Annotated in this window: 15 protein-coding genes and 1 rRNA gene; 1 reads left to right on the top strand and 15 read right to left on the bottom strand. The window is 50.1% G+C overall.

Going from position 1 to position 12,887, the window contains the following annotated elements:
• Window positions 1-6 precede the first annotated feature (6 nt).
• Genes rsmA through metG form a run of 5 tightly spaced genes read right to left on the bottom strand, consistent with a single transcriptional unit; the run spans window position 7 to window position 5,518 of the window.
• A complete protein-coding gene (gene rsmA, locus EVJ20_RS14590) occupies window positions 7-885 on the bottom strand; it encodes a 16S rRNA (adenine(1518)-N(6)/adenine(1519)-N(6))-dimethyltransferase RsmA (protein WP_131508735.1) in 879 nt (292 codons plus the stop codon).
• Window positions 882-1,442, bottom strand: coding sequence for a ribonuclease M5 (rnmV, locus tag EVJ20_RS14595; protein ID WP_016510695.1), 561 nt, complete (start codon window positions 1,440-1,442; stop codon window positions 882-884). The genes rsmA and rnmV overlap by 4 nt, the downstream gene beginning before the upstream one ends.
• On the bottom strand, window positions 1,435-2,724 hold the full coding sequence (locus EVJ20_RS14600) for a 3D domain-containing protein (protein ID WP_236633794.1): 1,290 nt from the start codon (window positions 2,722-2,724) through the stop codon (window positions 1,435-1,437). Before EVJ20_RS14600 ends, rnmV begins: the two co-directional genes overlap by 8 nt.
• Window positions 2,725-2,738: 14 nt before the next feature.
• Window positions 2,739-3,506: a TatD family hydrolase gene (locus EVJ20_RS14605; RefSeq protein WP_131466510.1), complete on the bottom strand. Its 768-nt coding sequence runs from the start codon at window positions 3,504-3,506 to the stop codon at window positions 2,739-2,741.
• Between the two features lie 53 nt (window positions 3,507-3,559).
• Entirely contained in the window at window positions 3,560-5,518 is a 1,959-nt protein-coding gene (metG, locus tag EVJ20_RS14610; RefSeq protein WP_131490786.1) for a methionine--tRNA ligase, read from the bottom strand.
• 330 nt (window positions 5,519-5,848) lie between these two features.
• Here metG and EVJ20_RS14615 point away from each other — a divergent pair, with 330 nt between their 5' ends.
• Entirely contained in the window at window positions 5,849-6,142 is a 294-nt protein-coding gene (locus EVJ20_RS14615; protein WP_070329391.1) for an AbrB/MazE/SpoVT family DNA-binding domain-containing protein, read from the top strand.
• 16 nt (window positions 6,143-6,158) lie between these two features.
• Here the strand turns inward: EVJ20_RS14615 and rsmI are convergent, their stop codons facing one another.
• The 10 genes from rsmI to rrf all read right to left on the bottom strand — a co-directional run bounded on the left by rsmI (window position 6,159) and on the right by rrf (window position 12,868).
• On the bottom strand, window positions 6,159-7,028 hold the full coding sequence (rsmI, locus tag EVJ20_RS14620) for a 16S rRNA (cytidine(1402)-2'-O)-methyltransferase (protein ID WP_070329392.1): 870 nt from the start codon (window positions 7,026-7,028) through the stop codon (window positions 6,159-6,161).
• Complete coding sequence (locus EVJ20_RS14625; RefSeq protein ID WP_131441718.1) at window positions 7,000-7,278, bottom strand: GIY-YIG nuclease family protein; 279 nt, start codon at window positions 7,276-7,278, stop codon at window positions 7,000-7,002. Before EVJ20_RS14625 ends, rsmI begins: the two co-directional genes overlap by 29 nt.
• Window positions 7,271-8,005 (bottom strand): tRNA1(Val) (adenine(37)-N6)-methyltransferase, encoded by a 735-nt coding sequence (locus tag EVJ20_RS14630; protein WP_070329393.1) that lies wholly within the window; start codon window positions 8,003-8,005, stop codon window positions 7,271-7,273. The genes EVJ20_RS14625 and EVJ20_RS14630 overlap by 8 nt, the downstream gene beginning before the upstream one ends.
• Before the next feature lie 65 nt (window positions 8,006-8,070).
• A complete protein-coding gene (gene yabA, locus EVJ20_RS14635) occupies window positions 8,071-8,406 on the bottom strand; it encodes a DNA replication initiation control protein YabA (RefSeq protein WP_016510808.1) in 336 nt (111 codons plus the stop codon).
• Window positions 8,407-8,429: 23 nt separating this feature from the next.
• Window positions 8,430-9,260, bottom strand: coding sequence for a PSP1 domain-containing protein (locus tag EVJ20_RS14640; protein ID WP_070329394.1), 831 nt, complete (start codon window positions 9,258-9,260; stop codon window positions 8,430-8,432).
• 6 nt (window positions 9,261-9,266) lie between these two features.
• Window positions 9,267-10,277 (bottom strand): DNA polymerase III subunit delta', encoded by a 1,011-nt coding sequence (locus tag EVJ20_RS14645; protein WP_083274160.1) that lies wholly within the window; start codon window positions 10,275-10,277, stop codon window positions 9,267-9,269.
• A complete protein-coding gene (locus EVJ20_RS14650) occupies window positions 10,277-10,606 on the bottom strand; it encodes a cyclic-di-AMP receptor (protein ID WP_070329395.1) in 330 nt (109 codons plus the stop codon). The genes EVJ20_RS14645 and EVJ20_RS14650 overlap by 1 nt, the downstream gene beginning before the upstream one ends.
• Window positions 10,603-11,244 (bottom strand): dTMP kinase, encoded by a 642-nt coding sequence (gene tmk / locus EVJ20_RS14655; RefSeq protein ID WP_131466508.1) that lies wholly within the window; start codon window positions 11,242-11,244, stop codon window positions 10,603-10,605. Before tmk ends, EVJ20_RS14650 begins: the two co-directional genes overlap by 4 nt.
• 2 nt (window positions 11,245-11,246) lie before the next feature.
• The gene (locus EVJ20_RS14660) at window positions 11,247-12,668 is read right to left on the bottom strand and encodes an aminotransferase class I/II-fold pyridoxal phosphate-dependent enzyme (RefSeq protein WP_236636516.1); all 1,422 of its coding nucleotides are present in this window, start codon (window positions 12,666-12,668) and stop codon (window positions 11,247-11,249) included.
• An 84-nt stretch (window positions 12,669-12,752) separates the two neighbouring features.
• Window positions 12,753-12,868, bottom strand: a 5S ribosomal RNA gene (gene rrf, locus EVJ20_RS14665).
• Window positions 12,869-12,887 lie beyond the last annotated feature (19 nt).

Below are 12,887 nucleotides of genomic sequence, written 5' to 3' on the forward strand. Positions count from 1 at the left end.
CAGTCGTCAACTATTTTTAAGTGGTAAAATTGTGTCTGCTAAGCGTGCAAACTCTTGAAGCGAAAGCGTTTCGCCTCGCCGTTTCGGGTCGATTCCCGCTGCATTCAAGAGACGTTCAAGGTCTACTTTTTTATCTTTGCCGAGATGATTCGTCAAGTTGTTCAAAATCGTTTTTCGACGTTGCGCGAAACTAGCGCGGGCGATTTCAAAGAAAAAGGCTTCGTCTTCGACATCGACAGCCGGGCGCGGACGCATCTTGAGCGTGATCACGGCCGAGTCGACGTTTGGAGCCGGCATGAACACGCTTTTCGGTACGATAAAGCTTACACTCGCTTCCGCATAATACTGGATCGCGATTGATAACGAACCGTACGCTTTCGTGCCAGGTTTCGCCCCGATGCGCTCAGCCACTTCTTTTTGAATCATCATGACGAGCGAACGGAACTTGATCCGGCTCTCGAGCAAACGCATGATAATCGGCGTCGTCACATAATATGGCAAGTTGGCGACGACCGCGATATCGTCAATCCCTTCACTCAAGAACTCACGTTCCACGATGCTGCGAATGTCGAGCTCAAGCGCGTCCCCATGAATGACGTGAACGTTCGGGTAAGGCGCCATCGTGTCTTCAAGGATCGGTAGAAGGCGTTGATCGATTTCAAGCGCGACCACTTTTTGCGCCCGCTTGGCCGATTGTTCCGTCAACGAGCCGATTCCCGGACCGATTTCGAGCACACCGCTCGCTTCATCTAGTTCTGCGGCGTCGACGATTTTATTTAATATATTCAAGTCGATTAAAAAGTTTTGTCCGAGCGACTTTTTGAATGAGAAGCCGTGACGTTGTAAAATCGCTTTCGTGCGATGAATCGTTGCAATATCTTTCAATGATTTTCCTCCTCTAACTGAGCGAGTGCCCGCTCCCATTCCTCGATGGTCACGCGCAACGCTTCGACTCGTTTCACAAATTGTTTGGCGTTCGGTTCCCCGATGCGGAGCAAGACGCCAAGACGCTTGCGACGAGTTGCGGCATCCGCTCCACCGATCAAATCGGCCTCGAGCACCATTTGTCGCGTGACGAGTGGCTCGTCCGTCTCAACTCGTGTTTCATAAACCGCCTCGAGCACACGACGGATTGTCGCAGGTGTCGCGTGTTCGACGCCGATTTTCCCTCGTTTGTCTTTCGCCTCGGCCCGAGGGAGGTAGGCGTGTTTACAGCCCTTCACTTGCTCTTCGACGATGGCCCGGATCCGGTCGCCCGGATAGTCCGGATCGGTCAAGATGATGACACCGCGTGTCTCCTGGGCACGTTTGATCCGTTCGATCGTCTGTTTTGACACGGCCGACCCGTTCGTTTCAATCGTGTCGACGTCGTACACTTCTTGAAGCCGGGTTGTATCATCGCGTCCTTCGACGACGATCACTTCTTGTATTTTCTCACGCATTGTCAGTTCCTTCTTTCTCTTCTTGCTTCGGGATCACCCAAATCGTCAGTGGCTTACGACCAAACGTGACCGCTTCCTCTTTCGTATCCATCATGATATCGATAATATTGCCTTTAATCGCGCTGCCTGTATCGAGAGCGATCGCCATGCCAAACCCTTCGATATAGACGCGGGTTCCGAGCGGGATGACGGCCGGGTCGACCGCAATGATCCGCATTCCTTCATAAAGGATCGTATCCGTCACGTCATAGCCGCTGCGCGTCAGTACTCTGCCGTCATACGTCACGGTGTCTTCTGCATTGTTCGTATAGGCGGTGGCCTCGACGAGGAGTTGTTTGGCTGATGTGAAGTCGAGGACATCGTCGGCCCGAGGCGTTTCCTCGATTTTGATTTCCGCTTCCTCGCGGAATGGACTTGTCGAGTCAACGGTCTCAGTCGGCGCTTCGGCTGCTTCAAACTCGGCTTCGCGCTCGGTTGCGACTTTCGTACCGACCTTAATGATTTGCGGTCGCACTGTCTGCACCATTTCGACGTCTGTCTCGGTCCGATTTGTAATTGTACCATTTTCAACTGTCAGTGCATACCGCGTCCGCTCTAGACCAGGGACGCCGACTTGTGACACTTCGGTCGTCCCGGCTGCAAGTGTCGCATCCTCTTCTTCAATGATCTCGAACGGGATTAAGCGGTTCTCATATTGAACGACGTCTCGGCTCATGTTGACGGTGATCGTCATCCCATCACGCACTTCGGCCGTGAGCGCCGGAACGACCGTATCTTTATCTGAAATCTCAATTCGGGCTTCTCGTAACGCCTCTTCCACGGTCGATGCCATCGTATAAACTTTTGTCGCATCATCTCCTATGATCAAATCAAGCGCCACGACCGGCTGATAGCGAATCGTCATGCCTGACGTGATCGGTGTTCTGACCGACGGATAGACATCATCACCTTCTCGCACGCTCACACCGTATCGGAGCAGGACATCACCAACGGTCCGCTCACGGGTATCGATCGTCTCCATTTGACCGTAACCGATCTGGAGCGACACCGTTTGGGCCCGTTCGATATGAATGACACGCTCCGGCGGGATGTCCGCACTGAGCGCCGGCGTCACATAGTCAGCCTCATCGATCGTGATCCCGGCCTCGGCGAGCACTTCGATGACCGAATCAGCCTGTGTATCGTGCTCAATCTTGACTCCGTTATCGATAATCGTAATCTTCTCCGGCTGCATCATCATGTAGGCGAAGACGGCAACGACAATGACGCCTACACTCAACACAAAACGTCTAATCATCATGGAAGTCGGAACAGCCGTTTCGCATTGGCGGTCGTAGCCTCGGCGAGTGCTTCGTAAGGCATGCCGCGGAGCGCTGCAATCTCTTCAGCGACGTAAGTGACGTATGCCGGCTCATTTCGTTTACCGCGGAACGGTGTCGGCGTCAAATAGGGACAATCCGTCTCGACAAGAAGACGGTCGAGCGGTACTTGCTGCGCCACTTGCTTCGGCACTTTGGCGTTTTTGAACGTCACCGGTCCGCCGAGCGAGATATAAAAATTCAGCTTTAAACAGCGTTCGAGCAATTCGACAGACATGCTGTAACTATGAAACACGCCGCCGACAACTTCCGCGTGCTCTTCTTCTAGCAGATCGAGCACGTCCGCCGTCGCTTCGCGGTTGTGGATGACGATCGGCATGTTCGTCCGCTTCGCGATTGCGATTTGCTGACGGAACACACGCTGCTGTACATCTTTCGGTGACTTGTCCCAATGATAATCAAGGCCGATTTCCCCGAGTGCCATCACTTTAGGATGTGCCATAAGCGCTTCAATTCGGGCGAGTTCAGCTTCGGTGCAGTCAATCGCGTCGACCGGATGCCAGCCAACGATGGCGTAGACGTCCTCATACGCCTCAGCCAACTCAATGGCACGGTCAATCGTAGGTGTATCGAATCCGACGACGAGCATCGGCGAGACGCCGGCAGTGCGAGCACGCTCGATTGTCGCCTCGACATCTTCATTGAACTGCTCAGCGTTAATATGGGTGTGCGTATCAATCAACATGATGCATCCTCCTTATTTAGACAAAGAGAGGGAGACCGAAGTCTCCCTCAAAATTATTTGACGATGGCCCCGTTCGGCATATTCTCTGAGACGGTGGCGAGTTCTAGCTTACCATCTTTATCGGCTGCTAAAATCATTCCTTGAGACAGTTCACCGCGGAGTTTGACCGGTTTCAAGTTGGCGACGACGATCACTTTTTTACCGACTAAGTCTTCCGGCGCATACCATTCGGCGATGCCCGAGACGATTTGTCGCGTTTCGCCGCCAAGGTCGACTTGAAGCTTCAATAGTTTTTTCGCTTTCTTGATCTTATCTGCTTCGACGATTTGCCCGACCCGAAACTCAACTTGGTCGAACACATCGATCGTGATTTCTGGACGGACGTCCTCATCTTCAGTTTCAGTCGGCGTTGCTTCCGCTTCGATGCGCGCTTGCGAAGCTTGACGCATCATCTCTTGAATCGCATCGACTTCTTCTTTCACGTCTCGACGTGGGAAAATCGGCGTTCCGTCCGTCACGACCGCTCCATCAAAGGCAGCGAACGTATCGAGCGCTTCCCATGACATGTCTTCGTCAACGAGTCCGAGCTGACGGAACATTTCTTTCGGCGCCCGTGTCATGAACGGTTGAATCATGATCGCGACATGGCGGAGTACGCCCGCGAGGTGCGTCATCACAGATGCAAGCTCATCACGCTTCGACTCATCTTTTACGAGCACCCATGGTTGTGTCTCATCGATATATTTATTGGCTCGGCTGACGAGTTGCCAAATGCTTGCGAGGGCGACCGAGAATTCCATATGCTCCATCGCTTCTTCTGTCTTGTTCGTCGTTTCGTTTACCATACGGAGAAGTTCCGCATCGAACGCCGTCACATTCCCCGCATAAGCCGGTACGTTGCCATCGAAATACTTCTTGATCATGGCAACGGTCCGGTTGAGAAGATTCCCGAGGTCGTTCGCGAGATCAAAGTTCAAGCGATCGACGAACGCTTCCGGTGTGAACGTGCCGTCTGCACCGAATGGGACTTCACGGAGCAAGTAGTAGCGAAGCGAATCAAGACCGTAGCGGTCGATGAGTGGAATCGGATCGACGACGTTCCCTTTTGACTTCGACATCTTACCGTCTTTCATGAGCAACCAGCCGTGCGCGAACACTTGCTTCGGTAGCGGTAGGTCAAGCGCCATGAGCAGCGCCGGCCAAATGATCGTATGGAAACGAACGATTTCTTTCCCGACCAAGTGTACGTCTGCCGGCCAGTAACGATTGAACAATTCATCGTTATCTGTCCCGTAGCCGAGCGCGGAGATATAGTTCGTGAGCGCGTCGACCCAGACGTATACGACGTGTTTCGGATTCGACGGGACTTGTACACCCCAGTCGAACGTCGTCCGCGAGACTGCCAAATCCTGCAGCCCCGGCTTCAAGAAGTTGTTGATCATTTCAGTTTTACGCGATTCCGGTAAAATGAAATCCGGATGTGACTCGAAGTACTCGATCAACCGGTCCGCATACTTGCTGAGGCGGAAGAAATAGCACTCTTCGCGCACGAGTTCCACCGGATGGCCGCTGTCAGGACTTTTTCCATCAACAAGTTGTGATTCTGTATAGTACGTCTCGTCCGGGATTGAGTACCACCCTTCGTACTCACCGAGGTAAATATCATCATTTTTGAGCAGTGTCTCAAATACGTGCTCGACGACCGCTTTATGACGGGCGTCAGTTGTCCGGATGTAATCGTCATATGAGATCTCAAGCTTGTCCCAAAGCACACGGATGTCTTTGACGACTTCATCGACAAACGCTTGTGGCGTCACGCCAGCTTCTTGGGCCTTTTCTTGAATCTTCTGTCCATGCTCGTCGGTTCCAGTTAAGTAACGGACGTCAAATCCTTTTAAACGCTTATAGCGAGCAATCGCATCGCCGGCCACCGTCGTATAGGCATGACCAATGTGTAGTTTCGCACTCGGATAGTAAATCGGAGTCGTGATATAAAAAGTTGGCTTCGCCATAGTATGTTCTCCATCCTTTCGACATTTGCAATTTCCATTATACACGGTTCGACAAAAGAATTTCCAAACCAATTGTTTGGAATTAATTTGATACTAGCTTATAAAAAATGTTCCAAAAAAACCCTTTCTTTGTTTCAGGTGCAAACTTTCGGGGAATTTTATGGATATATGATTCCCTTATCGTCATTTTTCGAAAAATGCGCATTTCCAATAGTAAGCAGTTGACTGCAATTGGAAAGTTTAGTATGCTTTTTGCTGAAGCCACATTGTCGAATTTTGACGATTCATGTCACCATGAGATTTCGACATCATTGGAGGAGGAAACACAAAATGAAATCTACAGGTATCGTACGGAAAGTTGACGAGCTCGGCCGCGTCGTTATTCCAATTGAATTGCGCCGGACACTCGGTATCGCTGAAAAAGACGCACTCGAAATTTACGTCGACAACGAACAAATCATCTTAAAAAAATACAAACCGAACATGACATGCCAAGTGACAGGCGAAGTATCTGACGACAACTTCAAGTTGGCTGACGGAAAACTCATCCTTTCACCTGAAGGCGCACAGCGCGTTCTCGTCGAGTTGAAAAACATGCTCGAGAACTACTACAGCGAAGAGTAAGCAAGGGAATCCTTGCTTACTCTTTTTTGTCGACTTGATGATACGCATCGTAGACTTCGCTTCGTGCCAAGCCACGCTCTTTCGCGACTTGCTTAATGGCCGCGTTCGGTTTGAGTCCGTCTTCGATGTACCGGTCGACATGCTCTAAAGGCGACAGCGCTTCCCACCAGTCGCTCGTCGGTGCCGACTCTGTAGAGCCGCTCACCATGACGACGAATTCGCCACGCACCTCGCCCTCGCACCATGCGAGCGCCTCTTCAACCGTGCCTCTTAAAAACTCTTCGAACGTTTTCGTCAACTCTCGACCGAGCACGATTTCGCGATTACCGAGTACGTCCTTCACCCCGGTCAACATTTCTTTCAACCGATGCGGTGCCTCATAAAAGATGAGTGTTCCCGGTTCATATTGAAGGGAAGCCAACACTTCGGTCCGCTCTTTCTTTTTACGAGGTAAAAACCCGTAGTATAAGAACCGTTCTGTCGCGAGGCCAGATGCGACGAGTGCCGTGAGTGCCGCGTTCGCACCCGGCAAGACGACGACTGGCAGCTTCGCCTCGATCGCGAGTCGGACGAGGTCACTCCCCGGATCTGAAATACCAGGCATGCCCGCATCCGATACGACGGCGACGGACTTACCGTTTTGAATGTCTTCAATTAAACGGGGTCCGCTAACTTGCTTATTGTGCTCATGATAGCTGACCAATTTCGTCTCGATCTCGAAATGACGACATAGTTTCATCGTTTGCCGTGTGTCTTCGGCCGCAATCAAATCGACTTCACGCATGATGCGGACGGCACGGTACGTCATGTCCTCTAAGTTGCCGATCGGTGTCGGTACGACATAAAGCGTCGGCCCCTCAGTTTGATAACTTTTCTGTGAATTCATTGGTCGTCCCCTCCATCAGCTGCTGTTTTTGAGCGCGGGTCAATTGTTTGATCGACCATTCATACCGCATCGCTTCCTGTTTCGTCTCGAACGACTTGACGTATCGAAGACTGACCGGGAGACGCGCCCTCGTATATTTCGCACCTTTACCGGCGTTGTGCACAGTGACCCGTTTTTTGATATCAGTCGTGTAACCGGTGTAGTAGGTTTGATCACTGCATTCGAGAATATACGCATAATAGTTACGCATCGAGGATGTCTCGCATCGTTTTCGTATACGTATCATCTTCCTCATAAACGATAAACGGAGGTAAGATCGTGAGTCCTGGTTTTCCATCTTTAGACCCCTCTATAAGTAATGTGTTCGCATCTCGTCCTGCCTTCGGGTAGACGAGCTGCATCCGCTTCGGCTCAATGCGGTATGCCCGCATGAGCGTGACGATATCGAGCAGCCGTTCGGGCCGATGGACGAACGCGACTTTCCCGCCTGGCTTCACAAGCTGACTTGCCGAACGAATGCAATCTTCAAGCGTACAGAGTACTTCGTGACGAGCAATCGTATGGTGCTCATTTTGATTGCGAAGCGACGTCTCATTGGCCAGGAAGTAAGGTGGGTTACACGTCACAACATCATAACGGGCATGGCCGAGACTGGAGGCGGCCGTTTTCACATCTCCTTCGATGATGTGAAGCCGCTCTTCGAGACCGTTCACCTCAATGCTGCGATTCGCCATGTCGACGAGCCGGGGTTGAATCTCGACGCCCGTCACCGTCCCTTTCGTCCGATAAGATAAAAAGAGCGGGATTGCGCCGGTGCCAGCGCATAAATCGACCAACTTTCCTTGTTGAATCGGTACCCAAACGAATTCGGCGAGTAGCACCGCATCCAATGAGAATGAAAAGACATCATCACTTTGGATGATTTTACCGGGGCGTCCAAGCAAATCGTCAAGGCGCTCCCCTTGTTTTACAGTCACGCTGTTTCCCTCCTATATAACAACAGAGGCGACGGACAGAGATTTCCTCCGTCTATCGCCCCCGATTAATGCTTATTTAACATCGACATACAGAAGAGGCAATCGCCATCTTTTCTGACTTGTCCGTAGTGCAAGTTGCAAATATGGAACCCTTCCTGATAGAGCGCCGCCAAGTTGTTCTGTCCTTTTCCGGACAAAGCGATTTGCGGATCGCCATCAGGGGTTTCGACTTCTGCAAGCTGCTCAACCTTTTCACGCAGGTGATGGTTCTCGAGATACATATGTTGGTTTTCTTCAAGCAAATAGGCGAGTTGTTCTTTGAGCACGCTTAAATGCTCCGTCAACACGTACATCTGTTGCTCGATGGCATCGACCCGCATCATAACTTCTTTTTTATCCATTCTCTCCACTGCTCAGCACCCCATCACTGTTTCAACGGTTTTCGTTTGACCGCACCGACTTCGACGAGTTCATCGATCGTATACGTCACAACACGAGTCCGGTCATTCAATTCGACTTGAATCAACTGATCCAAGATGTTGAGACCGACGACACGTCCGTCACCTTCTGGAATTTTGATTCGCTTCCCGACGTCTGGCAAGTCTCGTTTCAATTCTTCATACGTATCGTTCTCATATTTGAGACAACACATGAGACGACCGCATACACCGGAGATCTTGTTAGGGTTCAAGGAAAGGTTTTGATCCTTGGCCATCTTGATGGACACCGGTTCGAACTCGCCTAAGAACGAGGAACAACACAGCACTCGACCACAAGGACCGATTCCACTGAGTAGCTTCGCTTCATCCCGCACCCCGATTTGTCGGAGTTCGATCCGTGTCCGGAACACGCTCGCTAAGTCTTTAACAAGCTCGCGAAAATCAACGCGCCCCTCAGCCGTGAAATAAAAAATAACTTTATTACGATCAAATGTATACTCAACATCTACTAATTTCATCTCAAGTCGATGTTCGCGAATTTTTTCTTCACAGACGGCGTGAGCGTCAACAGCTGCCAATCGGTTGTCTTGAACGATTTCGGCATCTTTTTGATCGGCGACACGAAGGATCGTTTTCAACGGCAAGACGACTTCGTCTTCACCTAGTTGTTTACCAACTTGGACGATTTCACCGTATTCGATTCCTCGCACCGTCTCGACGATGACATGGTCTCCACGTTCAAGCGTTGCTTCGCCTGGTGAAAAGTAATAGATTTTTCCCGCTTCTTTAAAACGGACTCCAACTACTTCAAGCACGCTCTCCTATCCCTTCTGCAAATCGAACGTTAACCGTTCGAACGTTAATTGAGGATTGACGTTTGCCTCGAGCCGTCGAATCGCTTCATGAACGAATTCGATGGCATGGACGATTTTGTGTACCGGACGATCATTCACGAAAGCCGTATATAACGACTGCTCTTTCGTGAACAGTTCCGGGACATAATCGGTTCGAACTTTGAAGTGGAGAGCTTCCTCCAACCAACTTTCGAACAGTTCGAGGCCGACTCGGAGTTCATTGCGCCCTTTGAAGTGACCGAGCCACTTCTCTTGGGCGAACAAAAGCAACTCTTGCGGCCGTTTTGTCAATACTTCAACTAATTGTACCACTAGCCCGTACGCCTGTACAAACCAGTCGTTGTGAAGTGCCTCGCGCGCATCGTCCCATTTCGGATAAACGGTCAGGGCAAGACGTGCCAAATCGTTCGTGCATTGCATCTCTTCTGCCAGTTTTTCAGCAAGGCGGACCCGGTCAATGGGGCGAAATACTAAGTGTTGAGCCCGGGAACGAATCGTCGGGAGAAGCAGTTGAGGTTGCGTCGTCACCAAAATGGCGAGTTTGCCGACACCGGGTTCCTCAAAAAACTTTAATAAACTGTTCGCTGCTTGCGTCGTCATCTTATGCGCTTGGTGGATCACATAGACTTGACGATCGCCCTCGGCTCCCCGTAACGACAGGTCGCTCAATAGCTGCTGGATTTGTTCTTTTTTGATACTGGCCCCGTCCGGTTCAACTTCCATGTAGTCGACGATATTGCCAGAATCCATCCGTTTGCAGTTTCGGCAAACGCCACAAGGTTCAGCCCCGCTAGGCATCTCACAAAAAAGTGCCTTGGCAAATAATTGGGCCGTTTCAATCAGATAAGGTTCATAGTCACCCGAAAAAATGTAGGCGTGCCCGATTTTTTGAGCGGCAATCGAATTCTCAATCACTTTTGCTACGACTTTCTGTGATTCAGTCAACTCTTGGAATCGCATATGTGTGACCATTCCCATTAAAACTGATGAAATCCTTCAATCGGCAAGACGAAAATAGTCGCTCCGCCAACTTGGACTTCAACAGGATACGGAATGTATGAATCGGCATGTCCACCCATAGGCGAGATCGGCGTAATCATTTGATCGCGGCTTGAGCAGTTCGATTTGATCAAACCTAGCAAATCGTCAAGGCGTTCTTTCGGTACACCAATCATGAACGTCGTATTACCTTCCTTCAAAAAGCCTCCGGTCGTAGCCAATTTCGTCGCTCGAAAATCCTCTTCAATTAAAGCGTCTGACAAACGCGCGCTGTCTTTATCGTGTACGATTGCGATTACCATTTTCATAATTCGTTCACTCCTCTTTCGTGTAGTCGTTCTATCGTGATATCGAACACTTCATCTTGGATGAGTTCAATCGTCTGGCTTGCGTCGATTCGGACCATTCGGCCAGGATTTTGTTGAAGTAACGTCAAGAAACCTTCATAGACGCGTTGATGAAACGCCTCGTTCCGACTCTCGATTCGATCTAACTGCCCGCGTTCTTTCATGCGATGACTCGACTGCTCTGGACTTAAGTCGAATAAGAAAGTCAAATCGGGTGTGACTCCAGCTGTCGCCCACTTATTGAGCGACACAACTTGCTCTAAGTCATACTGAAGACCATACCCTTGGTACGCGATGGATGCATCGACAAACCGGTCACAAACAACGATGGCACCCCGGTCGATGGCCGGACGAATCACCTGATCCACGTTTTGTGCACGAGACGCTGCATACAGCATCATTTCGGTGCGTGGTGTCATTTCGTCATGCTCTGGAGACAATAACACTTCCCGGATGCTATTCCCGACTTTTGTTCCTCCTGGCTCTCGTGTCATAACAACCTCATACCCTTTTTTAGTCAAGGCGTTAGCCAGCAATTGCAACTGCGTCGTCTTTCCAGACCCGTCTGGACCTTCGACAGTGATGAACATACCTTTCACGTTTAAAACTCCTCTACGATAACATCAATTTGTTTTATCATAACATGTCTGTTCGCCTGGAGGTTCCGTCCCAACGAAATCCACTCTTTTAACACACGAATTTTCTCATCCGTCACGGTCTCACCTTTTAAAATCCAAGGGATCCCTGGCGGATAAGGGATAATCGTCTCAGCTGCAACGCGTCCGATCGCTTCATCGAACGGAAGGCGCACGACGTGTGTATCTTCTTTTATAAGATGAAGGCGCGAAACAGGCTCCGTCATCGGAAACGGATAAATTGTTTCATCCTCGTCAATGAGCGGGACATGCTGAGAAGCATTTTTAATCAGCTTCACCCAATGATGGATCTCTTGCGTTTTTAATTCCCGGAACGGCAGACAGAATAACACATGGTCCGCGGCCGCAAGCTCAATATCAATTCCAATCGAAGATAGATGTCTACTAAAAATCAAACCGTTCTTCGGATAAGTCAGTACCGTCATTTTTGTGAAATCGTCGCCCACTTTTATCGTGAAACCGGCACGTCTCATTTCCATAATAAAAGCTAAATGACTCGTTTGAATCAGTGACCAATCTCGGTCACTCAAATTTTCGAGATAAGCTCGAGCGTGATCAAGAGATGCCATAATCAAGTAAGACGGGCTAGACGTTTGGAAGGAAGAAAGCGCATGAAACAAACGCGATTCATTAATATCTTCCTTATAGTGAATCCAGGCCCCCATCGTGAATGCCGGGAGTGTCTTATGGGCGGACTGGACGACAGCGCTCGCACCTTCAAAAATCGCTGAGCGGTTTGGAAGATTCGGATGAATCAAGTGTGCCCCATGCGCCTCGTCTACAAGTAAGGGAATCGTTAACGTCTGCAGAAAACGACTGATTGCCCGTACATCTGCCATATCCCCATAGTAAGTCGGGGACGTAAGCAGTAACGCTTTTCCTCCGGGATATTGCGTAACTGCCGCTTCGACAGTACGAAGGGAAACGACCGTCGGCAGACCGCTACCCCGTTCTAGTTCAGGAGTTAATAAAATCGGCTCTAAGCCCAACCATTCAATTGCGTTCCAAACTGATTTATGTGAGTTTCGCTGGACGTATACCCGCTCACCTCGTTTGACTGTCGCAGCTAACATGCTCCAGTTGCCAACGGTCGATCCGTTGACTAACCACTTACTCTTACTTTGATACAGGGTCCCAAGAGCCTCTTCACCTTGCTGGATAATCCCTTCAGCGTGATGAAGGTCATCCAGATGTGCAAGTTCGGTTAAATCATACGGCATGATTTTATTAAATGCTGTCGGGAGGCTATCATCTGTCACGGTCCCGTTATGATGACCTGGCACATGAAACGACACACGTCCTTCCCGAACGTGCTGTTCAAGCATTTCCATAAACGTGAATGGATTATTTTTAGGCTTTCGAGTCATGTGAAAATCCTCCTTATCCGACACCGTACGCATAAATTATACAAAAAGAGACGACCAAGCATGTGCTTGGTCGTCCTTCATATGGCCTGGCAACGTCCTATCCTCACAGGGGGAGACCCCCAACTACTTTCGGCGCTGAAGCGCTTAACTTCCGTGTTCGGCATGGGAACGGGTGTGGCCGCTTCGCTATCGCCACCAGACAAGGGAATTGTTCCCTGA

The sequence above is a fragment of the Exiguobacterium sp. SH0S1 genome (genome assembly GCF_004337165.1).
GTDB lineage: Bacteria > Bacillota > Bacilli > Exiguobacteriales > Exiguobacteriaceae > Exiguobacterium > Exiguobacterium aurantiacum_A.

Bases quoted from the DNA above. Each gene is read 5' to 3' on its own strand.
- rnmV (WP_016510695.1), bottom strand. From the start codon at position 1,442: ATGCGTGAGAAAATACAAGAAGTGATCGTCGTCGAAGGACGCGATGAT.
- EVJ20_RS14605 (WP_131466510.1), bottom strand. From the start codon at position 3,506: ATGTTGATTGATACGCACACCCATATTAACGCTGAGCAGTTCAATGAA.
- metG (WP_131490786.1), bottom strand. From the start codon at position 5,518: ATGGCGAAGCCAACTTTTTATATCACGACTCCGATTTACTATCCGAGT.
- EVJ20_RS14615 (WP_070329391.1), top strand. From the start codon at position 5,849: ATGAAATCTACAGGTATCGTACGGAAAGTTGACGAGCTCGGCCGCGTC.
- rsmI (WP_070329392.1), bottom strand. From the start codon at position 7,028: ATGAATTCACAGAAAAGTTATCAAACTGAGGGGCCGACGCTTTATGTC.
- EVJ20_RS14625 (WP_131441718.1), bottom strand. From the start codon at position 7,278: ATGCGTAACTATTATGCGTATATTCTCGAATGCAGTGATCAAACCTAC.
- yabA (WP_016510808.1), bottom strand. From the start codon at position 8,406: ATGGATAAAAAAGAAGTTATGATGCGGGTCGATGCCATCGAGCAACAG.
- EVJ20_RS14645 (WP_083274160.1), bottom strand. From the start codon at position 10,277: ATGGGAATGGTCACACATATGCGATTCCAAGAGTTGACTGAATCACAG.
- EVJ20_RS14650 (WP_070329395.1), bottom strand. From the start codon at position 10,606: ATGAAAATGGTAATCGCAATCGTACACGATAAAGACAGCGCGCGTTTG.
- EVJ20_RS14660 (WP_236636516.1), bottom strand. From the start codon at position 12,668: ATGACTCGAAAGCCTAAAAATAATCCATTCACGTTTATGGAAATGCTT.